The organism is Virgibacillus oceani (assembly GCF_041521345.1).
GTDB classification, from domain to species: domain Bacteria; phylum Bacillota; class Bacilli; order Bacillales; family Amphibacillaceae; genus Virgibacillus_N; species Virgibacillus_N oceani_A.
Map to the genome: position 1 here is coordinate 45,232 of NZ_JBGOHB010000001.1, position 26,344 is coordinate 71,575.

The window sequence follows — 26,344 nt, forward strand, 5'->3', positions numbered from 1 at the left end:
AACCTGCCTTTCATGTATTCTTTTGTTCACATTAGATGATACGGCTGCATATCAATCGATATCATTAAATCGTTTTTTCGCATGTCATCGCTGAAAGAGGCAAGAATATCGTTGATATACTTCCGTAACGATGGTTCATTTCTGTATTTTACCATGCATTGATAACGATATCTATCTTTCATCCGTGGGATTGGAGATGGGCTGGGGCCTAATACGGCCGTATTTCGGTTTACATTGTTCAACAGCTGCTGAACAATCTGCTGCGTTGTCTGAACAGTTTTTATCCGGTTTTCATGGGAAACAGTGATTAACACCAAAAAGACATATGGCGGGTACTGAAAAGTTTTCCTAACTGCCATCTCCTGCGTAAAGAATGTATTGAAATTATATTGGCTCGCTAATTGTACACTGTAATGATCCGGTGTATATGTCTGAACAATAACCTCACCGGTCAGCTCATGCCTGCCTGCTCTTCCGCTTACTTGTGTAAGTAACTGAAATGTTTTTTCCGATGCACGAAAATCAGGTAAATTAAGCATCGAGTCTGCTGTCAATACGCCGGCCAAAGTTACATTATCAAAATCAAGCCCCTTGGCAATCATTTGTGTCCCAAGCAGAATATCGGCTTCTTTATTTGAAAATTGATTTAATATTTTTTCATGCGCCCCTTTTCTTCTTGTCGTATCTACATCCATCCGGAGTACCCGAGCTTCCGGTATTAATTGTGTAAGTGCCTCTTCCACCCGCTGTGTTCCTGTCCCGAAATAGCGGATTAAATCACTTTCACATTCCGGGCAAACATTTGGCGTACTCTCTTCATAATTACAATAATGGCATTTTAATCTCCCGGAGTTCTTATGATAAGTTAAAGCGATATCGCAATGCGGGCATTCATTGACAAAACCGCAATCACGGCACATGACAAAGGTAGAATAGCCCCTTCGGTTCAGTAATAAAATAATTTGTTCTCCCTTTTGAATGCAGCTTTCTATCTTTTCTTTCAGGTAGTGAGAAAACATGGATCGGTTGCCAGCATGAAGTTCTTTTCTCATATCTACAATTTCCACAGACGGCATTTCTTTTTCATTTGTCCTTTTTGTTAATGCAGCCAACTTGTAAATTCCTTTTTTTGCTCTTGCATAGGATTCAAGTGTCGGTGTGGCACTTCCTAAAACAACAGGACATTGATGATACTCTCCCCGCCGAATTGCTACATCCCGTGCATGATAGCGCGGCTGATCTTCCTGTTTATAAGTAGTCTCATGCTCTTCATCAATAATAATTATCCCAATGTTTTCAAATGGTGCGAATACAGCAGAGCGTGCACCTACAACAACCTGTACTTCTTTATTATGAATACGGCGCCATTCATCGTATTTTTCACCTGCGGACAATCCGCTGTGCATAACAGCAACCTTTGAGCCGAACCGGGCCTTAAATCTGTTGACCATTTGGGGGGTGAGCGAGATTTCCGGAACTAGTACAATCGCCTCTTCTCCCTTATCCAGGACAGTTTGTATCGATTGCAAGTAAATTTCCGTCTTTCCGCTGCCTGTCACACCGTGAAGAAGAAAAACTTCATGTTCATTACTGGAAATATGCTCATTGATTGGTTTGATCGCTGATTGCTGCTCATCTGTCAGTGACATCGCTTCTGTTCTTGCTATCATTCTGTCATTATAAGGGTTTCTGTATACTTCCACCCTCTCCGTCTCTAGGATCTGTTTATCCACTAATGTTTTCACTGTACTGTCAGTAACATTCACCAGTTTTTTAAGTTTTGGTTTTTCAACCGGTTCCGGGTGTTCAATAAAATAAGAAATGAGCACATGCTGTTTTTTTGCTTGCTTTGATAGACCGACCAGGGCTTCTTCCAGTAAATAATCTGGTTTAGCCGGCTTTACCATCGATACATATTTTTTTGTAATCTTTGATTTGACGAGATAATCCATTGTAATATTGCCATCGTGGACCGCTTTTTGCAGCTGATAATAACTGATTGGCGAGCTTTCAAATTCTTCAAAGGGAATGCTGTCACGGCCTGTAAAAAGATGCTCCAGCTCTAACGAAAGTTCCTCATCTCCCAAGCGAACAATTTCTTTCTTATATTGGGCTTTTAATACCTGAGGGAGCATTGCCTGCAAGGCGGTAATATAAAAACTGATCGTTTCTTCGGCAATCCAGCCGCCTAGATCCACTAATTCTTTTGTGAGTACCGGTGTCAAATCCAGGATATTCAATATTTCTTTTAAGTTGTCATGGTTTGATTCATCTGTAAAATCAACAATAAATCCCATTACTTTTCTCGGGCCAAATGGTACGATCACGCGCATGCCAATCAGCAAAATTTCCTGGAATTTTGCAGGTATCCTATAATCAAAAGTCTGGTTGATCGAACTTGCCGGGACATCAACAATGATTTTTGCTACTTTCACTGACTGTCACCCTTTATATCACGGTCAATAAACGTGAGTATCTTTTGAGCCACCTCTTTTTTGGTTGCCAGTTCTATTTCTTCTTTATTAAACTCTTTATTTATATACGTTGCGATATTTGTATCCCCTTCAAATCCGGCTCCTTTTGCGGATACATTATTAATAACGATGGCATCCAGATTTTTCTTTTTTAACTTTCCTGTTCCATATTCGACAGGATTAGTTGTTTCAGCTGCAAAACCTACTAAAAATTGCTTGTCCTTTATATTGCCAAGCGACTGTAATATATCTTTCGTCCGTTCGAATTCTATTTGCAGGCTTCCTTCTTTTTTCTTCATCTTTTCCTCATGCTGCTGTTTGGGTCGATAGTCCGAAACTGCTGCTGCTTTGATCACAATATCACTAGATGGGAAAAAATGATGCATCTGTTCATACATTTCCTCTGCAGAAGTAACATCAACACGCTGTATAAATCTGTTTTCTGCTGTTTCATTTGAGGGACCTGACACGATTGTTACTTCGGCACCGGCTTCGGCTGCTGCTTCGGCTATGGCAAAACCCATCTTCCCTGAAGAACTGTTTGAAAAGAAACGGACGGGGTCTATAATCTCCCTTGTCGGACCGGCGGAAACCAGCACTTTCTTGCCTTTTAGCGGTTGATGGCTGTTTCTGTTTTGATGAGATTCAATTACTTCAATAATCGCTTCTGGTTCTTCCAGGCGGCCTTTTCCTACATAGCCGCACGCCAGGTATCCAGCACCTGGTTCAATAAAATGATAGCCCCATTCCTCCAGTTGATTCATATTCCGTATAACGGCAGGATGTGCATACATATGAACATTCATTGCCGGAGCAATATAGACACTTGCCCGGGTAGCAAGCAACACAGTTGACAGCATATCATCAGCAATGCCACTTGCCAGCTTGCCGATTATATTAGCGGTAGCGGGAGCGATTAAAGCTATATCCGCCCAATCCGCAACATCAATATGGGCAATTTTTTCAGGGTCTTTTTCATCAAATGTATCTGTATAAACGGGATTTCGTGACAACGCCTGGAAAGTTAATGGGGAAACAAATTCCATGGCACTCTCGGTCATAATTACTTTTACATTGGCCCCTGCCTGTGTGAGCTTACTTGTAATTGCGCAGGCTTTGTAGGCAGCAATTCCTCCTGAAACCCCTAATATGACATTTTTATTTTGAACCATTTTTAAGCCCCTCTCCGATCATTTCGCAATTCCATAGTCTATAATCTAATCATACAACTTTTAGCAGATAATGAAAATAAATAAAGCCCCTTTACCCATACTGTAAAGGAGCTTTGTTCATATTATATACTAGAAAACCTGGTTTAGTACCAGGCTTAAAATACACTTATACAGAGAAGGAGTTTTCTTAAACTTCCTTCTCTGCCAAAAATAGTTTTCCTGCCTTGACCTCTTCAAGCGCAATACCCACATATTTATGGGATTTCGGATTCTCAATCATTACATTTTGGGTTTCGCTCATTTCTCTTGCACGTCTAGCGGAAAGAATGACCAGGGTATATTTTGAATTAATTTTTTCCTGCAATGAATCAATTGATGGTTCCAGCATAAAGATTCAACCTCCGTATCAATGGTTTATTTTTTTGAAAACAATTTATTTTCATTTATCCCCAAATGATATAGTATGGATTATTTCTGTTTAGTCTGTAGGCCAAGCCCTTTAAGGACAAACAACCTTAATTATCATCTGCTACTTCTTCATGGCTGATTACACGCTGACCTACTGTTTCAGGCTGTACAGCTGATAGGATAACATGATCACTGTCTGCTATAATAACAGCTCTTGTTCGCCTTCCATATGTAGCATCTACTAGTTTATTTTCATCCCTTGCAATTGTAATGATCCGTTTTATCGGAGCTGATTCTGGAGATACTATAGAAATCACCCTATTTGCGGATACTACATTTCCAAATCCAATATTTATCAAACGTAAACTCAAGACCCTTTCCCCCTAGATAAAGCTTTTTCTTTAATAAATTCTATTATACGTTCAAATCCCGTCAAAAAACAACTATTATTCGATATTTTGCAGTTGTTCTTTAATTTTTTCAATCTCACTCTTTAATAATATCATTTTCTCGCTTAACGTGGCATCGGTCGATTTAGCTCCAATGGTATTTGCCTCCCGATGCATTTCCTGCACAATAAAATCCAGTTTGCGTCCAATTGGCGTCTGCTGCTGAAGCAAAGAAGAAAATTGCTTTAGATGACTGAATAAACGGGTTAATTCTTCTGTGATATCCCCTTTTTCCGCCAGTAATATAATTTCCTGCTGAATCCTGAATTCATCCAAATCAGCCATATTATCTGTGTGCAATGCTATTCTTTCGGCAATCCGATCTTTATATCCTTCTACTACTTTCGGACGCAGTTTTTCTATTTCTTCAGCTAATCTGGTAATCGTATTAATTCTTTCCAGTAAATCATTTTTCAGAAAAGCGCCTTCTTTTTCTCTCATTTCCAGTGCCATGGTCGAGGCTCGCTGCACACTTTTTATAATTGCATCTTTTACATTTCCCCGCTGTTGCTCATTTTCCTGCACAGCAATTATTTCAGGAATGGCGGAAATGAATGTAACCGGTATTTCTCCCGATAATCCATACCATTCTTTTGCCTGCTTCATTTCCTGTATATATTGCTCCAGCAAATCCCAATCTGTGTGCAGGCTCCTTTCAACAAATCCTTTTCCCTCTATGTTAATAAAAACTTCGATTCTGCCCCGTTGAAAATAAGATTGTACTTCTTTTTTTACCGTATCTTCCAGAAATAAAAAAGAATGCGATATTTTAGCTGTGAAATCAAAAAATCGATGGTTTACCGTCCTAATTTCCACCGTCAAAGTTGTATCATCCATATGTATTTTGTCAAGACCATAACCTGTCATACTTGCTACCATTTGATCACATCCATATTCGTATTATACGCCAAGTGAACGAAAATGAAAACCAGATATTTAGTAATGGTACATGATAAAGATAAAATCTCCTGATCATGTATCGTAAAGGTTTTTAATGATACATGATCTAACTATAATCATCCGATCATGTACTGTAACTAGTTTTAATGATACATGATCCAAACTATAATCATCCGATCATGTACTATAACTAGTTTTAATGGTACATGATCTAACTATAATCACACGATCATGTACTGTAACTAGTTTTAATGGTACATGATCTAACTAAAATTACCCGATCATGTACTGTAACTAGTTTTAATGGTACATGATCTAACTAAAATTACCCGATCATGTACTGTAACTAGTTTTAATGGTACATGATCTAACTAAAATTACCCGATCATGTACCATAGAAGAACCTTTAAGGGAGAAAAATATAAACAGTAAAAACTTCAAGTGATTTTATTTGAATTTTATTCCTATTAAACTATTATAGGTTATAATGAGTCCCACGATATTTACCTACGACCTTAAAATTCTGACTCAGTATGTTAATAATCGTTCTTTTAGATTTCACTACCTGGCACCAGTCATAAATGATATTGGTTGTAATCTTTTGCTCAGGGAAGAGCAGTTTAAATTCACTTACTGCCCGTAATACTGCGTCTGATATCTTTTCCTCATGTAAACATTTCTCACATACACATTTTGATTTTTTGATAAAAATGGAGAAAGATTTGCATTTCAGGCAAGCTATCCCTTTCCGCAACTGGTCATAACTATATGAAGGTATTTGCTTATAAGGCGAATTTTTCATATGAAGGGACGCTAATTTTTCTGCCAATAATAAATGATTTTTGTTTAATTGGGTGGATATGGAATTGAATTCTCTAAAATACCGTCTGAGCTGGGATGAAAAAATTATAGGTTTATCTGGAGGGATGTTGTATAGGGTAAATTCTTCATTTATGAATACAACGGAGCTTTCAATGGGGATTTTAAATCCATGCCTGAACAGCAATTGACTTAACAAGAATTCTCCTCTTGCCATTTGAGCCAATGGGTTCAAAATTTCACGTTGTGGCATTTTGTAAAATTTATCATATTGAGCGTCATATATATGGTCTCCCTCCAAATTTTTTACTTCATAGAGATAAATGCTATCCGCTGTTATGATGGTTGAGTCGATTTGAAAAGTGGTGTTATTTACTTTCAGCAGCAAGTCATTCAATATGAGGCAGTCACATTGGAGTTTTTCCGTCCAGCGGTCAAATTGCAGTTCTCCTTTATACCCTTTATCCAGATGTAAAAAATACTGCTTCTCACTGTGCGGCAAATTCGTTCGGTGGTTTAAATACCTCAAGGTCAGTAATTCAGAAGAAATTGTTCGGGGTTTATGTAACATGGTTCAAATCCTTTCTTTTAATGTTTCAAAACTATTATACTATAAAATTCTTAATATTCACATCTAATTTGCCTGTACAGTAATAAATATATTATGCGTATTATGAATGACAAACTCCACACTTGATAATATATCGTGAGGAGCTTTAATAGTACATGGATTTAGCTAAAGCTACACGATCATGTATCGTAACGAACCTTAATGACGCATGATGAAGATAATAATAACAAGACTATGTACTATAACAAGATTTAATGGGACATGATTAAGCTAAAATTACACGACCATGTACCATAACAAGATTTAATGGGACATGATTAAGCTAAAATCACACGACCATGTACTATAACGAGCTTTAATGACGCATGATGAAGATAAAATCACATGACTATGTACCGTAACCAACCTTAATGACACATGATTAAGCTAAAATCACACGACCATGTACTATAACGAGCTTTAATAGTACATGGTAGAGTACTCCTCCTCAGCTTTTGGTGCATTAATTCCATTTAATTCGTCAGGAAGCATTTTTTTAATAGAACACTTGACACTCCCTTATTTTACCAAAAAATCTCTCCGACGAAAGTTTAATCAGAGAGATTTTTTCTTCTACTTTTTCGTGAAGCCAAACAGTACAGTAGGAATTGCGCTCATTGCTCCAATAAATAACCAATCTTTTAAACTCAATGCCGTAGTATGGAATATTGGCTGCATCGGTTCCCAATAAATAACGACCAATAGTAATAACAATGAAGATAGCACCGCGAATACTAGATACATATTTTCAAAAGGGTTTCGGGCGAACACGGATTTTTCGCTCCGACAGTCAAATACATGGATTAATTGAGCCATAACCAATGTAGTGAATGCTACCGTTTGCCCATAAATCAGGTTGTCCGGATTATTTTGGTAAGCTGTCATGAATGCGATTAACGTAACAATTCCGATCAATAATCCGCGTGTAATAATCTTATATCCAAGTCCTCTGGCAAAGATGCCTTCCATAGGATTTCTCGGTTTCTTTTTCATTACATCGCCTTCTGATTTATCCAGTCCCAGCGCCATAGCAGGAAGCCCATCTGTTACCAGATTAACCCAAAGTATTTGGACAGGCACAAGTGGTAAAGGCATAGCCAGCATCATGGCAAATAACATCACCAATATTTCCCCGACATTGGAGGCTAGCAAATATCTAATAAACTTCCGAATATTTTCGTATATATTGCGTCCTTCCTTTATGGCTGATTTTATCGTAGCAAAATTATCGTCCATTAAAATGAGAGAAGACGCCTCTTTCGTTACGTCTGTACCATTAATTCCCATGCTGATCCCGATGTTGCTTGCTTTAATGGCTGGGGCATCATTTACGCCATCGCCAGTCATCGCAACGATATGTCCCTTGCTTTGAAAAGCTTTAACAATTTTTAACTTATGTTCAGGTGTTACCCTTGCAAAAACATACGTGTCATCAATTACATTCTCCAATTGCTCTGTTGACATTTCATTGAGCTGATACCCTTCCAGCACCATTCCATTGTCAGGCAGGAGGTTTAGGTTTTGGGCAATTGCTTGGGCCGTTTTCACATGATCCCCGGTGATCATTACCGTTTTTATACCTGCTTCATTACATTCTTCGATAGCCGATTTCACTTCTTTTCTTGGCGGATCAATCATTCCATACAATCCGACAAAGGTAAGGTCTTTTTCCAGAAAAGCAGTATTAAGGGAATCGTTTTTGGAGATCGGGCGCATTGCAATAGCTATTGTTCTTAATGCTTTAGCAGCCATGCTGTCAATGGCTTGTTCAATTTCACTTTTATCCGTATCCTGCATTATCTTTCGTTCATTTTCGCACATTAAATATGCCGATCTCGGGAGAAGCACATCGGGTGCACCCTTTGTAATTAAAAAACGCATTCCGTTCTCATCTTCCATAACGACACTCATCCGCTTTCGATCAGAATCAAACGGTATTTCCTTTATTATTTGATACCCTCCACTGGAATCCGCTGTTAAACCAAGTTTTCTGGCTGCAATTAATAGCGCACCCTCTGTCGGATCCCCATCAATGTTGTATTTTCCCTTCTTCACCATTAAAGAGGCATTATTACACATCATTCCATATAAAAGCATAGATTCCAGATTAGGGAAGTTTTCATCCAATTTTTTTCTTTCCAGAAAATAATCGCCCCGTAAATCATAACCATCGCCTGAAACATAGATTTTTTTCCTATTTAAATACAACTCTTTGACTGTCATTTGATTTTCTGTCATCGTTCCTGTTTTATCTGAACATATAACAGATGCACAACCAAGTGTTTCCACTGCCGACAGTTTACGAACGATCGCCTTTTTTCGGATCATTCGCTGGACACCCAATGATAATGCTACCGTAACAATTGCCGGAAGTCCTTCAGGTATGGCTGCAACGGCTAATGACACACCTGCTAAAAACATATTGTAAATTGAATGTCCCTGCAGTACACCAAGTACAACAACGAGAGCAGTCAATAATAAAGCAACACCGATTAGTATTTTTCCAAGTTCGGCCAATTTCCGCTCAAGTGGAGTTATGACTTTTTTGGTATTCACCATCAGCGAAGCGATTTGACCCATTACAGTATTCATACCCGTACCGACAACAATACCTACACCTGACCCCCGGGTGACCAACGTCCCCATGAATCCCATATTCACTTGGTCCTGTGCATCCAGATTATCTCTTGTTATGGCAGTTGCATGCTTCATGACCGGAAGTGATTCACCGGTTAAAGCGGATTCCTCTGTTTCCATGCTGTTTGATTGTATAATCCTTATATCAGCAGGAACTCGGTCTCCACTATTAACTTTTATAATGTCCCCGACGACCACTTCCTTGGACAATCGCTTTTCCCATTTTCCATTACGCAGTACATTGGCCATTGGCGCTGATAATTCTTTTAATTTTTCCATCGAATTTTCAGCTTTTTGTTCCTGGAAAAACCCGATAAATCCATTAATTAGAACAATCACCATGATGGCAATGGCATCAATATACTCTCCAAGGAGCCCAGCTATTAACGTTGCTGCCAACAAGACCAATACCATAAAATCCTGAAATTGCTTTAAAAATATTAACCATCTGGAAGGCTTCTTTTGTGCTATTAAAGTGTTTTCGCCGTATTGTTTTCGTCTTTGATTTACCTGTTTAGCATTCAGTCCTTTAGTTGAGGCTACATGCAACTTTTGTTCTATTCCTTCTACATCCAATTGATACCATTTCATCATACATTCCTCCAAATAAGCACTGTTACAGCATGATACATCCGGTTTTACTCCATTCCACAGCTAGGCTTGTAATAAGTTGTTTATAATATCTATGCAGACTTGTCCGGAAAAATGCTATAATTGCCGAAGAGGTGATTCTATGCCATTTGATGGTATCGTAACTCGGGCAATAACAGAGGAATTGAAGCAAGAACTTATACCGGGAAAAATTACAAAGATATATCAGCCAACATCAACAGAACTAATTTTTACAATTCGAAGCAAAGGGAAAAACCATTCATTGCTTTTTTCCATCCATCCAACCTATGCCCGTTTTCATATAACGGAAGAAAAGTTTAAAAACCCTAAAGAGGCACCAATGTTTTGTATGGTGCTCAGGAAACATTTGATGGGCGCTCAACTAATAGAAATAGAACAATATGGTATGGAACGAATCATTTCTTTTCATGTACAGGCGAGAAATGAAATTGGTGATATTTCCAATAAAACAATGATGGTGGAACTGATGGGAAAGCATAGTAATTTAATGCTTTTAAATGGTGATAATATGATCATCGACAGTTTAAAACATGTTTCCATGTCCCAGAATAGGCACCGGACCATATTACCTGGAAACACATATGTACTGCCGCCAATGCAAGAAAAACTGGATCCTTTGGATATTGACGGTGAACAATTCATTCGGAAGCTCGATTTCAATGCAGGTAAAATCGAAGGACAAATCGTAAGTCACTTTGTCGGTTTTTCTCCTTTTATTGCTAAAGAAATTGTCTACCGGGCGAAATTGGGGAATGCCACCGTGTACATGGATAAATTTATGGAATTACAGCATCTGATTAAAACAAATAACTATGAACCTGCTATTTACCGAAATGACAAAGAAAACTTTCACGTTATTCCTATGACATCGTTATCCGGTGAGACAGAAACTTTTTCTTCCGTCAGTATGATGCTGGATCAATTTTTCTCAGGAAAAGCAGAACGAGACCGGGTAAAACAGCAGACAAAAGATCTTTATCGTTTTATTAAAAATGAAAAAGATAAAAATATCCGTAAAATGAAAAAGCATCGGCAAACATTGAAGAAAGCGGAAAATAAAGATCATTATCAAAAAATGGGTGAACTATTGACCGCACATATGCACCTTGTCTCACATGGTGATTCACAGGTAATAGTAACTGACTATTATGACCCTGATCAAAATGAACTGACCATAGATTTAAATCCAAATAAGACACCAAGTGAAAATGCGCAAAACTATTACAAGACATATCAAAAATTAAAGACATCAAAAGCGATTATTGAGAAGGAAATAATTAAAACGAAAAGAGAAATTGCGTATTTCGAGCAGCTGGCGCAGCAAATAGAAGTGGCCAATATGGAAGACATTGAAGAAATTCGGGAAGAGCTTCGGGAAGAAGGATATTTGAAAAAACAAGTCAAACGCAAAAAAGGGAAAAACAAACCCTTAAAACCTGTACCGGAAAAATATACTGCGTCAGATGGAACAGCAATCCTGGTAGGGAAAAACAATAAGCAAAATGAATATGTCACAACAAAACTGGCACATAAAGAGGATATTTGGCTGCATACGAAGGATATCCCCGGGTCCCATGTAATTATACGGTCCGATGATCCTTCCGAAGAAACATTAATGGAAGCAGCCGTGATTGCCGCCTTTTACAGTAAATCACAGCAATCCTCCTCTGTTCCTGTAGACTATACGAAAGTAAAAAATGTAAAAAAACCAAATGGAGCAAAACCGGGTTATGTCATTTACGATAATCAAAAAACTGTCTTTGTAACACCGGATAAAAAGACAGTTGATTTATTAAAAGATGAAAAATGAATGGGCTCACACAAAAAAAGCATATGTTTTATCGTTACTTAGCGCTTTTTATGCTGTATTACCATTACAGAACAATTTGGATTTTGAACAACATAATGGGGCTTTTCACTTTCGAGGTACACGATCGCTAAAAACGCCAGCATCCTGGGACTGCGTTACAATGGTACCTCGCAGCCCCCGGATGTTGCGACTTAGCTAAACCGGTCCTTTGTACCCTCTTTATTGAACACGTATTTATATTTTTTCTTATAGTCATAAGAGATAATCCAACGAAGGATTATCCCCTGATTTCTACTGCTTTCGGATTTAATTTTACCTCTATATTTCCTCTTGTTGCTTTTGAATACGGGCAAACCTGATGTGCTTCTTCAGCTAGATCTCTGGCTTCCTCCGGGCTTACTCCATTTATTTGTATATTTAATTGAACACCAATTTTGGAACCACCGTCTTCTTCATCCTTCATAAAATCAACCTCTGCTGTTGTTTCCGAATCAATACTCTTTCTTTTCTTGGAAGCGACTAAATTCAAGGCACCATCAAAGCAAGCAGCATACCCTGCTGCGAATAATTCTTCCGGATTTGTTCCGCTATCTGAAGGATTATTCGCCGGATTTACCAGGTTCATATCTATGTTCCCATTACTTGATTTCACATTTCCTTCCCTGCCGCCTTTTGCAGTGGCACTGCTTGTAAAAATTACCTCACTCATCGAAACACTCCTTTTTATTGTGTATCAATAGTATTCCTTGTATTTCGGCTCGTAAAACATCATAAAAAAAGAATCTTCTTGCAAACAATGAAATTTAATCTATCTGATGTTCCAAAAATGACTGACTATTCAAAGCATCAATAAAATGATTCACTTGCGGCAGTTCCCTCACCCCTTCCTGATAACAAAGCCAGGTTGCTCTTGTAACAGGCTCCCCGTTTAACTGAAGTGGTAAATGTGGATAATCTTTTTTCATGGAATCAGATACACTTTCAGGCAATACCGCCATCCCAAGCCCTTGTTTCATAAGTTGTTTACATGTTTCAATCTGATCTACTGTGATTGTCTTCATTGGCTTAATATGCACCTGGTGATGATATAGCCAATTATCTACCAATTCATGCATACTGTCATCACTGTTAAATGCAATTAATGGTCTTTCTTTCATTTTGCTTTCAGGAAAAGGCTCTGTATCAAAAATGTAAAGTGGGTCATCAAACAAACGGGTGCACTTGCTCTCTTTCAGTTTTTCCCCGCGAATAATACATACGTGATATTTCTTATGATGTTGTTTTATATCTTCACTAATGCCAGTTACAAGGTCAATGGCAACCTTTGGGTAACGATTGGTAAATTCCCCTAAAATAGTTGGAATAAAACGCTGGCTGATCAGTGAAGAACAGGCAATCGACAATGTCCCCTGCACCTCTTCACTGGATTGTGCAAGCCGGTTATTCATTTCTTTTTCATTTTCAATCACATTTGCAGCATGTTTTAAAATCAGTTCCCCGGCTGGTGTCGGTATTAGCCGTTTAGGCGTCCGAATAAATATCATTCTGTCAAAGTAATCCTCAATAGACTTTAAACGCTGGGTCACCGCAGGCTGTGAAATAAGCACTGCTTTAGCAGCGCCCCTGATTGTACCGACTTCATTCAATTTTAACAGCAATATATAATCGTCTATTCTCATATTAATCTTCCTTCGATAAGTATTAGTTATTACTATTAATTATAAACTACTATTTTACTTATTGCATCAATAAACATATGATATACATAAAGGGAGAGGATGGTAAGTATGTCAGGAAAAAAAGATGTGAAAAATGTTTTTACAAAAAATAGAAAAGCATATGTATCGAGCAGTACCCATCGCAATAGCAGGGATTTAACGTTGTTAACCGAATGGCTGAATCCGAATTCCGATATGGTTGCATTAGATATTGCAACAGGCGGCGGCCATACAGCAAAACGGCTCTCACCATATGTCAATAGAGTAATTGCTACAGATATAACAAAGGATATGCTGGAAAATACAGCAGCGTATCTGTCTGGATATTCAAATATTGATTATATCATTGCAGATGCAGAGCACCTGCCATTTTTGAATCACACCTTTGATATTGTAACCTGCCGGATCGCTGCACATCATTTTCCCAATCCTGACCAGTTCATTCTTGAAGTAAAGCGAGTATTAAAGGAAAAGGGGAAGTTTTTACTGATAGATAATATCGCACCTGCCAATGAAAAATATGATTTATTTATTAACAGCTTGGAAAAAATCCGCGATTACAGTCATGATCGTTCCCTTAGAATAAATGAATGGAAAAAGTTTTTTTCAGAAAATAAACTGGAGATCCTGCAGGAACAAAAGAGAAAAAAAACATTGCCCTATGAAGAATGGGTCAATCGTACGTTGGACGATGAAGAAGATCAAAAACAAGTAGAACAGTTTATGACAAGCGCTTCAGAAGACATTAAACATTATTATAAAATAAAAATGGAAGAAGGAAAAATTCAACATTTTACGATTGATGAATGGATGGTTCTATGTACCCGTAACTAATATTAAACATGGCTGTGCCATATCTATAATAATCCTCTCTAAATACAAACAATCCCCCGGCAAAGTAGATACCTAGAAAACGACCAAAGGTAGTGATCGGTGCTGCACTTATACCCGGGGGCGTGAAAGCGAAATATATTTCCGGAGATGGCTTTATGTTTTCATTATTATTGATTCGAATTATCTTTGATAAAATACGCTTGCCCCAGTCTTCTTTCATATTGATATAATTTCAATTACCATTCATTTCTCCATGCAAGTAATTGGTCTTTATCTTTCACGGTTAATCTTCCATCCGCTGTTAAAACATCTATTAATTGATCAAAATTGGTAATCGTCTTCAGGTCTAAATTTTCTTCGGAAAAAGCTTTTACCGACTTCTGCAGTGCATAGGTGAAAATGGCAAATACACCAGTAACTTCCAAACCTGCCCCTTTTAACGCTTTTGCTGCATCGATCGATGATCCACCGGTGGAAATGAGATCTTCAATAACCAGCACCTTCTGCCCCTTATTTACTTCTCCTTCAATTTGATTTCCTTTGCCATGTCCCTTTGGTTTAGAGCGGACATATACCATAGGTAACTCGAGTGTGTCTGCAAGCCATGCAGCGTGAGGAATTCCTGCGGTCGCACAGCCTGCAATAATATCAGGTTTTTCCGCTTGCTTTTCAAGGAGCTCAACAAAGGCATTCGTTATTTTCTTTCGTATAGGCGGATGGGACATTGTTAAACGATTATCACAGTAAATAGGTGATTTGATACCGGAAGTCCATGTAAAATAATGATCTGGATTTATCTGAACGGCTTTTATATTTAGTAAGTCCCTTGCAACTTCATATTGTAAGGCCATATTCCCACTCCTTTAACGCTTCTATATAGCTTTGATGCGGATGCTTGGACTTTGTAATACTTCTGCCGATCACAAGCATGTCCGACCCATTTTCCCGAGCAAATGCCGGTGTAGCGATCCGTTTCTGATCATGCTGGTCTGTTTTTTCCAGACGAATCCCGGGGGTTACCGTCAAAAAACCGGAATTGCATTTCTCCTTAATCAATCTGGCTTCATGCACGGAACAAACCACACCATCTGCCTCGCTATTTTCTGCCATAGATGCCAGATGCACGGCATTACCGCTCAGACTGCCAGGTAATAAAAGCTCTTTATTCATTGATTCTTCATCCATGGAAGTGAGGATCGTAACAGCAATTAATTTAACATCATGGTTTCCCGAAGCTTTTAATAATCCTTCTTTCGCCCGTTTTATCATTTCGCTTCCACCTAGAGCATGCACATTTATGATATCTACTTCCAGTTTTGCCAGGTTTTCCATCGCTCGCATTACCGTGGTCGGAATATCATGCAATTTTAAATCAAGAAAGACAGGATGATTATTTTCTTTTAATTTTTCTATAATTTGCGGACCTTCCCGGTAAAACAGTTCCATTCCAACTTTCACTGGAACACCTTGAAGTTTATTCTCCATCAGGAACTGTTCCGTTTCTTGCCAATCAGGAAAATCCAGTGCCAGAAAGACAAAGTGATTCATGATGCAATCCCCTTTCCGATAACTTCTTGTATGGATTTAAATCCATACCTCTGCAGTGCTGCCGGCAGATCATCAATAATTTCCGAACAAGCAAATGGATTTTGAAAATTTACAGTGCCGATTGCTGTTGCACTCGCACCAGCAAGCAGAAACTCAACGACATCTTCTGCACTAGTAATCCCGCCCATCCCAATAATTGGAATGGAAACAGCCTGCTTTACATCATAAATCATTCTTACGGCAACCGGTTTAATGGCCGGTCCGGATAATCCGCCGGTTTTATTGGCGAGTAAAGGACGGTTACTAGGCAGATGAATTTGCATTCCGGTGATTGTATTTATCATGGTGAGACCATCTGCTCCAGCTCTCTCTACTGCCTTTGCCATTTCCACAATGTTACTTACATTAGGTGACAGCTTTACATAAACAGGTAATTTGCTTACCTTCTTCACTTTTTCCGTGACTTCTGCAGCCATCGCCGGGTCTGTTCCAAATTGAATACCGCCTTCCTTTACATTTGGACAGGAAATATTCAGTTCCAAGGCACTCACCTGATTTGTTTTATTAAAGCTTTCAGCTACCTTTTCATACTCCTCCAATGTACTTCCAGCGACATTGGCAATAATCGGAACATTGTAACCGGCAAGAAAAGGGACTTCCGTTTCTATAATTTTTTCCACACCGGGATTTTGCAGTCCGATAGCATTCAGCATTCCTGAAGCCGTTTCTGCTACCCTTGGTGTATCATTGCCAAAACGTTCTTTACCTGTTGCAGCTTTCATGATCACTGCCCCTAGTCGCCCCAGATCATAAAATTCACTGTATTCGCGGCCAAAGCCAAAGCAGCCTGAAGCAGGCATGATTGGATTTTTCAGGTTTAAACCCGGCAGTTGAATGGATAAATCTGTCATAAAGAGACCTCCTGTGCGTGAAAGACCGGCCCATCTTTACATATTTTTTTGTATCCGTCTTGATTCGCTGTTGGAATTACACAAGCAAGGCAAGTTCCCACACCGCAGCCCATCCGTTCCTCCAGGGATATGTAGCCCTGTTTTCCTTTCAGCTTCGCGGTAATGGACTGAAGCATGGGAACAGGACCAACCGAATAATAGCAATCAAAAACACCTATTTTATTTAAAACATCCGTGACAAACCCTTCTTCTCCATAAGAACCGTCATCCGTTACAATAAAATTATTTCCAAGGTCATTAAACTGGTCTTCATAAAAAACGTATGCTTCGGACTGAAATCCAAGTATGGATATTACATTCACATTTTTTGCCCGTAATGTCTTCCCAAGATAATATAATGGAGGTACACCAATCCCACCACCTAACAATAAAGCGGTAGATCCGGGTTCCAGCTCTGTCGTAAATCCATTGCCGCTCGGACCTAAGGCATTGATTTTCATGCCTGGCTTGTATTTAGCTAGATGACGAGTGCCTGAGCCAACAATTTTAAATAATATCGTAATTGTTTCTTCTTTCTTATTTATATCTGCGATTGAAATCGGACGCCGCAACATATGATGATCAACACTTATGTGCAGAAATTGGCCCGCTTCAGCAGTTTGGCTGATATATTGATTTTGTAACACCATTTCTACTGTATCTAAAGCAATTTCAAATGAACGTATGATTTTCATTTCTTCCTGTCTTTTCATGATGAACCAACCTCTTGTTTTGTTATTGGTTTAGCGTGAAATGTCATAGAATCAATTACATTTAAAATGGCATTTGCCGTATCCAGATTTGTTAAACAGGCGATGCCATGCTCCACGGATTCACGGCGGATTTTAAAGCCGTCGGACCGCGGCTGTGTTCCTGAAGTTAACGTATTGATGACGAATTGCACATCCCCATTTTCGATAATGGATAGTACGTTCGGTTCATCCGATCCGATTTTTGCTACTTCCGTGACAGGTATTCCGATTCTTTTAACGAATGAAGCTGTGCCCTTTGTGGCAAATAATTGAAAACCGAGCTGATGAAAACGCTGTGCAATCTCAAGTGTTTCTTGTTTATCTTTATCTGCTACCGTCAATAGAACCGCACCTTCCTGCGGCACTGTCAAACCGGAAGCAACCAGGCCTTTATACAATGCTTTTTCCAATGTTTTGTCATAACCTATTGCTTCCCCGGTCGATTTCATTTCCGGGCCTAGAATCGTATCCACGCTGCGCAGTTTTTCAAAGGAAAATACAGGGACTTTTACAGCAACTTCGTTGTTCTCAGGCAGTATTTTCGTTTCATAGCCCAATGCTGAAAGCTTCCTGCCTAAAATACACTTTGTCGCAATATTCGCCATAGTTACACCGGTAATTTTGCTTAAAAACGGGATCGTTCTGCTTGCACGCGGATTAACTTCAATTACATAAACTTCATTATCCTTGATAATAAATTGGATATTGATTAATCCTTTGACATCCAGTGCTTTTGCAATTCGTGCTGCAGCATTCAGGCATTTTTGTTTCACATCTTCATTAAGCCTTTGCGGCGGATATACTGCAATCGAATCTCCCGAATGCACGCCTGATCGTTCAATATGTTCCATAATGCCTGGAATTATTGTAGTTTCCCCGTCACTTATTGCGTCAACTTCCACTTCTATTCCGGTAATATATTTATCAATAAGGACGGGATGATCATTGGTTACTTTATTTTTTGCTAAATAGGCAACTAATTCATCGTTATCATACACAATTTCCATACGGCTGCCGCCAATGACATAGGATGGCCTTACTAATACAGGATACCCAATCGCGTTTGCTGTCTCCATGGCATGCTCCATTTTTAGAACGGTTTTTCCTTTTGGGCGCAGTAAACCTAAATCATCCAGAAGTATTTCAAATTTGTCCCTGTCTTCCGCCCTGTCGATTGCTTCGATATCTGTTCCTAATATAGTCACACCACGCCGCTTTAGTCCTGCTGCCAGATTAATAGCTGTCTGGCCTCCAAATTGAACAATGGCTCCTTCTGGTTTTTCCAGTTCAATAACATGCATCACATCTTCCAGTGTAAGTGGTTCAAAATAAAGCTTATCGGAAATGCTGAAATCCGTAGAAACTGTTTCCGGATTATTGTTCATAATAATAGCTTCATAGCCCATTTCCTTTATCGCAAGAACGGAATGAACCGTCGCATAGTCAAATTCAATCCCCTGTCCGATTCGGATTGGCCCTGAACCAATCACAAGAATTTTCTTGCGTTCAGAAGGTAATGATTCATTTTCATCCTCATAGGTACTATAAAAATAGGGTGTTTTTGATTCAAATTCAGCAGCACATGTATCTACCATTTTATAGACAGGTGTCATTCCTTCTGACAACCTTTTATTATAAATATCATCAGCAGTAACATTCCATAAGCGAGAGATATGTGAGTCTGAAAATCCACGTTCTTTCGCCTTTTCCAGCAAATCGATTGAAAATGGCTGCGCAGCAAGCTGCTGCTCCAATTGAATCAACTTTTCCATTTTCACAAGAAAGAAACGGTCTATCTTTGTAATATCAAAGGCTTCATCTACAGTCATGCCTCTGCGAAGCATCTCCGCTAATACAAAGATTCGTTCATCATCCGCTTTCTGAATTCTTTTCTTTAGTTTTTCATCAGATATATCAATAAGATTCTCCAGCCATAGTTCTTCTGTACCGGCATCAAGGGAACGTACTCCTTTGAGCAATGCCTCTTCAAAATTTCTTCCGATGGCCATGACTTCTCCGGTAGCTTTCATTTGAGTCCCAAGTGAACGGTCACCAGTGATAAATTTATCGAATGGGAACCGGGGTATTTTTGCCACAACATAATCAAGTGCGGGTTCAAAGCAGGCATAGGTCGTTCCGGTAATGGGATTCATAATTTCGTCCAATGTCAGACCGACTGCAATTTTTGCAGCCATTTTTGCGATTGGATAGCCGGTTGCTTTTGAAGCAAGTGCTGATGATCTGCTTACCCGCGGATTTACTTCGATAATGTAATAATTAAAGCTGTATGGATCCAGTGCAAGCTGTACATTACAGCCACCTTCGATTTTCAGTGCTCTAATAATTTTTAATGATGCATTTCTGAGACTCTGATATTCCCGGTCACTTAAAGTTTGGGAAGGTGCAACCACAATGGAATCTCCAGTATGTATACCGACCGGATCAACATTTTCCATATTGCAAACTACAATAGCCTGGTCATTTTTATCCCGCATTACTTCATATTCAATTTCTTTATATCCTGCGATGTTTTTCTCGACTAAACATTGATTTACAGGGGATAGTGAAAGACCATTACTCGTAATTTCTCTTAATTCTGTTTCGGTGTAACACATGCCGCCGCCTGTACCGCCAAGTGTATAAGCCGGGCGCACAATCAGGGGGAACCCAATTTTCCCTGCGAAATCAATTGCTTCATCTACTGTAGTCACTATTTGACTATCCGGTACCGGTTCGCCAATTTCCTGCATTAAGCTTCTGAATTTTTCACGGTCTTCTGCCTTTTGAATTGCTTCCAATGATGTACCTAACAATTCGATTTCATATTCAGCGAGAATTCCTGTCTCTTCAAGTGCAATGGCTAAATTCAAACCGGTTTGCCCGCCAAGCGTTGGAAGCAGTGCATCAGGATGCTCCTTACGAATGATTTTTGTTAAAAATTCTACAGTCAATGGCTCCATGTATACTTTATCCGCCACGGTAGTATCTGTCATAATCGTTGCCGGATTTGAATTGGCCAGTACAACTGTGTAACCTTCTTCTCTTAAAGCCTGACATGCTTGCGTGCCGGAATAATCAAATTCCGCTGCCTGTCCGATAACAATTGGTCCAGAGCCAATGACAAGGATTTTTTTAATGTTCGTGTTTTTAGACATGCGTTTTCTCCCCTTTTTTCAATTGACTCGCGTCGATGATGTTTAAAAATTCATCAAATAAATGGCTGGTATCCTCTGGTCCTGGTGAGCTTTCCGGATGATATTGAACGGAAAAGGCAGGATATCGTTTATGTGCAATACCTTCTACGGTTCCGTCGTTAAGAGATTGCTCGGTTAATTCCAGCTCCGTATTCTCAAACGTTGCTTTAGCTACTTCATAGCTGTGGTTCTGAGATGTAATATACGTTCTCCCGCTGCGAAGATTCTTTACCGGATGATTGGCACCCCTGTGGCCAAATTTCAATTTCTCTGTATCAGCTCCGCTTGCCAGCGCCAGCAACTGATGTCCGAGACAAATACCGAACACTGGAATTTCTCCAAGCACATCTTTAATCATTTCCACTGCCTCGGGTACATTTTTCGGATTTCCCGGTCCATTGGTCAATATGATCCCATCCGGCTTTAAACGCATGATATTATTGGCGCTGTAATTGTATGGAACAACCGTAATATGACAGTCCCTTTTCGTTAACTCCCTTAGGATTCCGTGTTTCATTCCAAAGTCAACAACTGCAATTCTTTTTCCTCTACCCGGAACCACGTATGGTTTTATCGTTGATGTTTTTTTCACTTGGTCCTCTGGCAGTGGTGTGTTTTTCATTTCTTTCAACAATTCATCAGGGGATACATCAATATTTGCAATCATCGCTTTCATTGTTCCTTGCCTGCGGATGATTTTGGTCAATTTTCTTGTATCTATATTTGCCAGACCCGGAATATCATTTTCTTTCAAGTAAGAATCTAGGCTTTCTTCGTTGCGGAAATTAGATGGTGTATGGCACACTTCTTTTACAATTAAACCGTGTATAAATGGGGTTACTGTTTCAAAATCATCCATGTTAATGCCGTAATTACCAACAAGCGGATAAGTCATCGTAACAATCTGTCCGCAGTAAGACGGATCTGTAATAGCTTCCTGATACCCTGTCATGCCAGTATTAAATACAATTTCTCCTTTTGTCGAACGTCCACTGCCAAAACTTTCACCGATAAAAATAGTGCCGTCTTCCAAAACCAGTTGTCTTTTATTCATTGCTGTCCTCCTGAAATACTATTTTGCCTTCTGCAATGGTGAGTACTGGCTGTCCAGCAACTTCCCATTGATGAAATGGTGTGTTTTTACCTTTCGAATAAAAATTTTCTTTATTAATTACCGTAGTTTTATTTAAATCAACGATGGTCATATCTGCAGCTGCATTTTCTTCCAATCTTCCATAGGGTAAGTCAAAAGTTAAAGCTGGTTTTATTGTCATCCATTCTACTAATTGATAGAGTTTAATTTTATTTGTTTTTACAAGATGTGTGTACAGTAATGAAAATGCTGTTTCCAGTCCCGTTATTCCAAATGGAGCTTTAAGAAACCCTTGTGCCTTTTCTTCCTCTCCATGTGGTGCATGGTCTGTTGCAATAAAATCTATCGTTCCATCCAGCAGTCCTTCCAATAAAGCTTCCTGATCTTCTTTTGCTCGGAGCGGCGGGTTCATTTTGAAATTGGCATCGTCTTCTATAATGTGTTCCTCATTCAAAATCAGATGGTGCGGCGTCACTTCTGCTGTCACCTTGATCCCTGCTTTCTTTGCATCGCGGATCACTCGGACTGATTCTTTCGTACTAACATGACAAACATGATAATGACAGCTGGCTGCTTCTGCAAGCAGAACATCTCTCGCAATTTGAACAGATTCACTGAGTGAGGTAATCCCTGGTAATTCCAATTTTTCACTGACTTTTCCGTCGTGTACTACACCGCCATAAAGAATAGTATTGTCTTCACAGTGGGCGACAATCGCCTTACCAGCGGCTGCTGCTTCCTTCATGGCACCAAGCATGAAATCAGCAGTCTGGATACCCACACCATCATCTGTAAATGCAAAGGCACCCTCATTTGCAATATCTTTTATATCCGTTAATTCCTCCCCTTGAAGATTTTTAGTTATGGAAGCATAAGGCAGGACCCTTACAGCTGCTGTTTCATTGATTCTTTCAAACAGCTCTCGTACCGTTTCCATGCTATCTGGCACTGGGTTCGTATTGGGCATTGCACAAACAGTCGTAAATCCGCCCCGGGCGGCTGCTTCCGTACCAGTTTTAATCGTTTCTTTATACGCTCCGCCTGGTTCCCGCAGATGAATGTGGACATCAATAAATCCTGGTAATACCAATCTTTCTTTACCGTCAATGATCTTATCTGCACCTTCTTCAATAAAGGGTGCAATTTTTTTTATTTTTTTATCTTCAATTAATATTTGTACTGCTTTCTCTTCATATGCTGAGGAAAGCTGCTTGACGTTTGTCAATAATAGTTTCATTTGTAATCCCCCACTCTTCCAGTAATTTGGTTATGATAGCCATTCTTACAAAAACACCATTATTCATTTGCTTAAATATTCTCGAGCGTTCACATTCAACGAGTTCCGTATCAATCTCCACTCCGCGGTTTACCGGAGCAGGGTGAAGGATGATTGAATGATGTTTCATTTTACTTTCCCTTTCTTTCGTTAACCCGTATTCAGTTAAATAATTATCTATTTGTGAGGAGTCTTCATGTCTTTCATGCTGGGTTCTGAGAAGCATCATGACATCAGCTATTTCCGCTGCCTCATCCATCGAAATGTAAGGAAAATCCAGTGACTCATCTTCATAGTCCGGTGCTGCACTTAAATAAACTTCAGCACCTAATCTTTGCAGGGCAAGTGCATTTGAATGTGCGACTCTGCTGTGTTTTATATCTCCTGAAATGACCACTTTCAATCTATTAAACCTTCCGAATTCCTGGTAGATGGTCAGGAGATCAAGCATACACTGTGTCGGATGTTCCTTTTGACCGGCACCGGCATTAATAATCGGAATGGATATTTTATTTTCAATTTCCTCTATCCAGTCATCAGACTGATCTCTGATAACAAGCAAATCAGCACCTATGGCTTCATAGGTTTTTGCCGTATCATATAGTGACTCCCCTTTTTTGGTGCTGGAATTTTCATTATGATGTTCCAGTACTTCCAGTCCCAATTTCTTCTGAGCCACGATAAAACTCATTTTTGTGCGCGTGCTCGGTTCAAAAAATAAGTTTGCTGCAAACAATTGTCTGTAAGGTTTAATAATGTTTCCGAAACGATACCTTTCTGCAGTTTCAAATACGCCGTATAATTCTTCTACAGTTAACGCTTCAGCAGAGATAAAATGTCGCATGCCGCGCTCCTCCTCATTTTTAATAAAAAAAACTCTTTGCAAAGGTCGCAAAGAGTTATACATATCCTGTGGAAGATATGTCTTCAAAGCAACCTTTCAGACCTCACGGGATCTTTTTAAAGGTTTTATTCACTTTTCATAGATGGAAACTGAATCTTCTTCATCGTTTTCTTTCAATTTCACCACCACAATTTCTTTATCCGAAGTTGGGATGTTTTTTCCGACATAGTCGGCTCTTATGGGCAATTCACGGTGACCCCTGTCGACTAACACCCCGAGCTGAATCTGTGCTGGTCTCCCTCTGTCCATGATTGCATCCATCCCAGCTCTGACTGTTCTGCCAGTATACAAAACATCGTCCAGCAAAATCACGATCTTGCTTGAAATATCCTCCTGAATATCCACGGCTTTTAACTGGGGATTATCACTGCCTGCAGCTTTCTCCAAGTCATCTCGGTAAAGCGTAATATCCAGTTCTCCGACAGGCACGGATTTTCCTTCAATCTGTTTAATTTTTTCCTGAAGCCGCTTCGTAAGCGGAACACCTCTTGTCTTAATACCAACCAAAACAAGATTTTCCGCACCTTTATTTTTTTCCAGAATCTCATGAGCAACCCGCGTTAATGCCCGGTTCATTGCAGATTCATCAAGTAATTCCGTTTTCTTCTTCATGGTCCCACCACTCCTGTAAATAAAAACCCCTTTATTCCATGAGGAAAAAAGGGGCTTTCGTGCATACTTTTGCCTAGTTGTTTCATTCCGGTTCCTTTTTAGCCTCACTGGACTTTCTTAAAAGGGCATTATTTAATTGCCTTTATTATTTCAAATATCGCATTCAATGTCAATACAATTTATCAATATAGGCTAATATATCCTGAAAAGATTTGGGAGCTTCTGCTGTGAATTCCAACCACTCCTGTGTTTTTGGATGTGTAAACCCAATAGTATTTGCATGTAACACTTGCCCGTTCGCCTCAAGTGTTTTGCGCGGACCATACTTCGGATCTCCGATTAGCGGGTAGCCAATGTATTTCATATGCACGCGTATCTGATGTGTCCTTCCAGTTTCCAGCTGACATTCCACATGGGTATAGTCAGGGTAGGTTTTTAATACACGAAAATGAGTAACTGCATCTTTCCCATTATCTGTAACAGTCATTTTCTGCCGGTCCCTGAAATCCCTGCCAATCGGCGCATCAATAACGCCTTTCTCATGCGGGATTTGTCCATGTACTACGGCTTCATATTTTCGTATGATTTTTCTTTCGGCGAGCTGATCGGCCAGGCTTTTATGTGTGGCATCATTTTTGGCAACAATCAATAAGCCGCTTGTATCTTTGTCAATCCGGTGAACAATTCCAGGGCGTTCTTTCCCGTTCAGCGTAGATAATTTATCACAATGGTACAATAATGCATTTACGAGTGTTCCGCTTTCATGGCCGGCAGATGGATGGACAACCATTCCTTTTTCTTTGTTAACGACCAACAAATCATCATCTTCATAGGAAATAGATAGTCCAATGTTTCCCGGCGAAATTTCCACCGGTTTAATTTCCGGAATTTCCCACGCTATATTGTCATCCGGCTGGCATTTATAATTTGCTTTTACCGGTTCACGATTAACGGTAACCATTCCTTTGGCAATCCAGTCCTGTACTCGTGCTCGTGAGTGTGCCGAATTAATCTCAGCCAATAATTTATCAAGACGTGTTTTTGCCTGTTCTTTTGTAACTTTGTGATGAAAAACACTCATTTTTTCGATTTCCCTTTCTTTCTTTCATCGATGATGGTTGCTATAATAACGAGAATTACCCCTATAGTGAGTGCTGAATCAGCCACATTGAAGATAGGGAAATTATACCCGAAAATATGAAAATCAAGAAAATCCACGACTTCCTGATGCAGCAACCGGTCGATAAAATTACCGATGGCACCGCCTAAAATAAAGCTTAAAGATACTGCAAGCAGCTTACTTTCTTTTGCGTACTTCTGCATGTAAAAGATAATTCCGATTACCACAAGTACGGTAATAATATAAAAAAATGTCATTTGACCCTTTAATATTCCCCATGCAGCCCCAGCATTTCGATGAGATGTTATGTAGAAGAAATTTTCAATGATCGGAATTCGTTCTCCCAGCTCCATCGTGCTGGCTATGATCCATTTTGTTAATTGATCAATTCCAATAATGACAAGCGCAATTAAATAGTACCAATGCATGCG

The 26,344-nt window shown here is 39.4% G+C and carries 22 protein-coding genes; 2 read left to right on the forward strand and 20 right to left on the reverse strand.

Features of this window, described 5'->3' with window-relative positions; all coding sequences use genetic code 11:
* Nucleotides 1–26: 26 nt before the first annotated feature.
* From priA to ACDX78_RS00270, 7 genes are all read right to left on the reverse strand, one after another.
* The gene (priA, locus tag ACDX78_RS00240) at nt 27–2,435 is read right to left on the reverse strand and encodes a primosomal protein N' (RefSeq protein WP_486024353.1); all 2,409 of its coding nucleotides are present in this window, start codon (nt 2,433–2,435) and stop codon (nt 27–29) included.
* Nucleotides 2,432–3,646 carry a bifunctional phosphopantothenoylcysteine decarboxylase/phosphopantothenate--cysteine ligase CoaBC gene (gene coaBC / locus ACDX78_RS00245; RefSeq protein WP_486024354.1) on the reverse strand — a complete coding sequence of 405 codons (1,215 nt, stop codon included), beginning with the start codon at nt 3,644–3,646 and terminating at the stop codon, nt 2,432–2,434. The genes priA and coaBC overlap by 4 nt, the downstream gene beginning before the upstream one ends.
* Before the next feature lie 187 nt (nt 3,647–3,833).
* Nucleotides 3,834–4,034 (reverse strand): DNA-directed RNA polymerase subunit omega, encoded by a 201-nt coding sequence (gene rpoZ, locus ACDX78_RS00250; protein WP_486024356.1) that lies wholly within the window; start codon nt 4,032–4,034, stop codon nt 3,834–3,836.
* A gap of 127 nt (nt 4,035–4,161) precedes the next feature.
* Nucleotides 4,162–4,425, reverse strand: a complete 264-nt coding sequence (remA, locus tag ACDX78_RS00255) for an extracellular matrix/biofilm regulator RemA (RefSeq protein ID WP_486024357.1) — start codon at nt 4,423–4,425, stop codon at nt 4,162–4,164.
* 75 nt (nt 4,426–4,500) lie between these two features.
* Nucleotides 4,501–5,382 (reverse strand): YicC/YloC family endoribonuclease, encoded by an 882-nt coding sequence (locus ACDX78_RS00260; RefSeq protein ID WP_486024359.1) that lies wholly within the window; start codon nt 5,380–5,382, stop codon nt 4,501–4,503.
* A 496-nt stretch (nt 5,383–5,878) separates the two neighbouring features.
* On the reverse strand, nt 5,879–6,793 hold the full coding sequence (locus tag ACDX78_RS00265; protein ID WP_486024360.1) for a nuclease-related domain-containing protein: 915 nt from the start codon (nt 6,791–6,793) through the stop codon (nt 5,879–5,881).
* A gap of 612 nt (nt 6,794–7,405) precedes the next feature.
* Nucleotides 7,406–10,060 carry a calcium-translocating P-type ATPase, SERCA-type gene (locus ACDX78_RS00270; protein ID WP_486024362.1) on the reverse strand — a complete coding sequence of 885 codons (2,655 nt, stop codon included), beginning with the start codon at nt 10,058–10,060 and terminating at the stop codon, nt 7,406–7,408.
* A 142-nt stretch (nt 10,061–10,202) separates the two neighbouring features.
* Between ACDX78_RS00270 and ACDX78_RS00275 the strand changes: the two genes are divergently transcribed.
* Nucleotides 10,203–11,912 carry an Rqc2 family fibronectin-binding protein gene (locus ACDX78_RS00275; RefSeq protein ID WP_486024364.1) on the forward strand — a complete coding sequence of 570 codons (1,710 nt, stop codon included), beginning with the start codon at nt 10,203–10,205 and terminating at the stop codon, nt 11,910–11,912.
* Between the two features lie 277 nt (nt 11,913–12,189).
* Here ACDX78_RS00275 and ACDX78_RS00280 read toward each other — a convergent pair whose 3' ends face one another.
* A complete protein-coding gene (locus ACDX78_RS00280) occupies nt 12,190–12,621 on the reverse strand; it encodes an organic hydroperoxide resistance protein (RefSeq protein ID WP_486024366.1) in 432 nt (143 codons plus the stop codon).
* Nucleotides 12,622–12,715: 94 nt separating this feature from the next.
* Entirely contained in the window at nt 12,716–13,591 is an 876-nt protein-coding gene (locus tag ACDX78_RS00285) for a LysR family transcriptional regulator (protein WP_486024368.1), read from the reverse strand.
* Nucleotides 13,592–13,699: 108 nt separating this feature from the next.
* On the opposite strand from ACDX78_RS00285, the gene ACDX78_RS00290 reads away from it, so the two are divergent.
* A complete protein-coding gene (locus ACDX78_RS00290) occupies nt 13,700–14,464 on the forward strand; it encodes a class I SAM-dependent methyltransferase (protein WP_486024370.1) in 765 nt (254 codons plus the stop codon).
* Between the two features lie 236 nt (nt 14,465–14,700).
* Here the strand turns inward: ACDX78_RS00290 and pyrE are convergent, their stop codons facing one another.
* The 11 genes from pyrE to lspA all read right to left on the reverse strand — a co-directional run bounded on the left by pyrE (nt 14,701) and on the right by lspA (nt 26,341).
* Nucleotides 14,701–15,315: an orotate phosphoribosyltransferase gene (gene pyrE, locus ACDX78_RS00295; RefSeq protein ID WP_486024371.1), complete on the reverse strand. Its 615-nt coding sequence runs from the start codon at nt 15,313–15,315 to the stop codon at nt 14,701–14,703.
* A complete protein-coding gene (gene pyrF / locus ACDX78_RS00300; RefSeq protein ID WP_486024372.1) occupies nt 15,299–16,012 on the reverse strand; it encodes an orotidine-5'-phosphate decarboxylase in 714 nt (237 codons plus the stop codon). Before pyrF ends, pyrE begins: the two co-directional genes overlap by 17 nt.
* Nucleotides 16,009–16,923: a dihydroorotate dehydrogenase gene (locus ACDX78_RS00305; protein ID WP_486024374.1), complete on the reverse strand. Its 915-nt coding sequence runs from the start codon at nt 16,921–16,923 to the stop codon at nt 16,009–16,011. Before ACDX78_RS00305 ends, pyrF begins: the two co-directional genes overlap by 4 nt.
* Entirely contained in the window at nt 16,920–17,675 is a 756-nt protein-coding gene (locus ACDX78_RS00310) for a dihydroorotate dehydrogenase electron transfer subunit (protein ID WP_486024376.1), read from the reverse strand. Before ACDX78_RS00310 ends, ACDX78_RS00305 begins: the two co-directional genes overlap by 4 nt.
* Nucleotides 17,672–20,869, reverse strand: a complete 3,198-nt coding sequence (gene carB, locus ACDX78_RS00315; RefSeq protein ID WP_486024378.1) for a carbamoyl-phosphate synthase large subunit — start codon at nt 20,867–20,869, stop codon at nt 17,672–17,674. The genes ACDX78_RS00310 and carB overlap by 4 nt, the downstream gene beginning before the upstream one ends.
* Nucleotides 20,862–21,962 carry a glutamine-hydrolyzing carbamoyl-phosphate synthase small subunit gene (gene carA, locus ACDX78_RS00320; RefSeq protein WP_486024380.1) on the reverse strand — a complete coding sequence of 367 codons (1,101 nt, stop codon included), beginning with the start codon at nt 21,960–21,962 and terminating at the stop codon, nt 20,862–20,864. Before carA ends, carB begins: the two co-directional genes overlap by 8 nt.
* On the reverse strand, nt 21,955–23,238 hold the full coding sequence (locus ACDX78_RS00325; protein ID WP_486024381.1) for a dihydroorotase: 1,284 nt from the start codon (nt 23,236–23,238) through the stop codon (nt 21,955–21,957). Before ACDX78_RS00325 ends, carA begins: the two co-directional genes overlap by 8 nt.
* Nucleotides 23,192–24,121 (reverse strand): aspartate carbamoyltransferase catalytic subunit, encoded by a 930-nt coding sequence (locus tag ACDX78_RS00330; protein WP_486024383.1) that lies wholly within the window; start codon nt 24,119–24,121, stop codon nt 23,192–23,194. The genes ACDX78_RS00325 and ACDX78_RS00330 overlap by 47 nt, the downstream gene beginning before the upstream one ends.
* A gap of 129 nt (nt 24,122–24,250) precedes the next feature.
* Nucleotides 24,251–24,793 (reverse strand): bifunctional pyr operon transcriptional regulator/uracil phosphoribosyltransferase PyrR, encoded by a 543-nt coding sequence (pyrR, locus tag ACDX78_RS00335; protein ID WP_486024384.1) that lies wholly within the window; start codon nt 24,791–24,793, stop codon nt 24,251–24,253.
* A 169-nt stretch (nt 24,794–24,962) separates the two neighbouring features.
* Nucleotides 24,963–25,874 (reverse strand): RluA family pseudouridine synthase, encoded by a 912-nt coding sequence (locus ACDX78_RS00340; RefSeq protein WP_486024386.1) that lies wholly within the window; start codon nt 25,872–25,874, stop codon nt 24,963–24,965.
* Entirely contained in the window at nt 25,871–26,341 is a 471-nt protein-coding gene (lspA, locus tag ACDX78_RS00345; protein WP_486024388.1) for a signal peptidase II, read from the reverse strand. Before lspA ends, ACDX78_RS00340 begins: the two co-directional genes overlap by 4 nt.
* Nucleotides 26,342–26,344 lie beyond the last annotated feature (3 nt).

Coding starts and splice junctions, on each gene's coding strand:
- coaBC (WP_486024354.1), bottom strand. CDS start 3,646: ATGGTTCAAAATAAAAATGTCATATTAGGGGTTTCAGGAGGAATTGCT.
- rpoZ (WP_486024356.1), bottom strand. CDS start 4,034: ATGCTGGAACCATCAATTGATTCATTGCAGGAAAAAATTAATTCAAAA.
- ACDX78_RS00260 (WP_486024359.1), bottom strand. CDS start 5,382: ATGGTAGCAAGTATGACAGGTTATGGTCTTGACAAAATACATATGGAT.
- ACDX78_RS00265 (WP_486024360.1), bottom strand. CDS start 6,793: ATGTTACATAAACCCCGAACAATTTCTTCTGAATTACTGACCTTGAGG.
- ACDX78_RS00270 (WP_486024362.1), bottom strand. CDS start 10,060: ATGAAATGGTATCAATTGGATGTAGAAGGAATAGAACAAAAGTTGCAT.
- ACDX78_RS00275 (WP_486024364.1), top strand. CDS start 10,203: ATGCCATTTGATGGTATCGTAACTCGGGCAATAACAGAGGAATTGAAG.
- ACDX78_RS00280 (WP_486024366.1), bottom strand. CDS start 12,621: ATGAGTGAGGTAATTTTTACAAGCAGTGCCACTGCAAAAGGCGGCAGG.
- ACDX78_RS00285 (WP_486024368.1), bottom strand. CDS start 13,591: ATGAGAATAGACGATTATATATTGCTGTTAAAATTGAATGAAGTCGGT.
- ACDX78_RS00290 (WP_486024370.1), top strand. CDS start 13,700: ATGTCAGGAAAAAAAGATGTGAAAAATGTTTTTACAAAAAATAGAAAA.
- pyrE (WP_486024371.1), bottom strand. CDS start 15,315: ATGGCCTTACAATATGAAGTTGCAAGGGACTTACTAAATATAAAAGCC.
- pyrF (WP_486024372.1), bottom strand. CDS start 16,012: ATGAATCACTTTGTCTTTCTGGCACTGGATTTTCCTGATTGGCAAGAA.
- ACDX78_RS00305 (WP_486024374.1), bottom strand. CDS start 16,923: ATGACAGATTTATCCATTCAACTGCCGGGTTTAAACCTGAAAAATCCA.
- ACDX78_RS00310 (WP_486024376.1), bottom strand. CDS start 17,675: ATGAAAAGACAGGAAGAAATGAAAATCATACGTTCATTTGAAATTGCT.
- carB (WP_486024378.1), bottom strand. CDS start 20,869: ATGTCTAAAAACACGAACATTAAAAAAATCCTTGTCATTGGCTCTGGA.
- carA (WP_486024380.1), bottom strand. CDS start 21,962: ATGAATAAAAGACAACTGGTTTTGGAAGACGGCACTATTTTTATCGGT.
- ACDX78_RS00325 (WP_486024381.1), bottom strand. CDS start 23,238: ATGAAACTATTATTGACAAACGTCAAGCAGCTTTCCTCAGCATATGAA.
- ACDX78_RS00330 (WP_486024383.1), bottom strand. CDS start 24,121: ATGCGACATTTTATCTCTGCTGAAGCGTTAACTGTAGAAGAATTATAC.
- pyrR (WP_486024384.1), bottom strand. CDS start 24,793: ATGAAGAAGAAAACGGAATTACTTGATGAATCTGCAATGAACCGGGCA.
- ACDX78_RS00340 (WP_486024386.1), bottom strand. CDS start 25,874: ATGAGTGTTTTTCATCACAAAGTTACAAAAGAACAGGCAAAAACACGT.
- lspA (WP_486024388.1), bottom strand. CDS start 26,341: ATGCATTGGTACTATTTAATTGCGCTTGTCATTATTGGAATTGATCAA.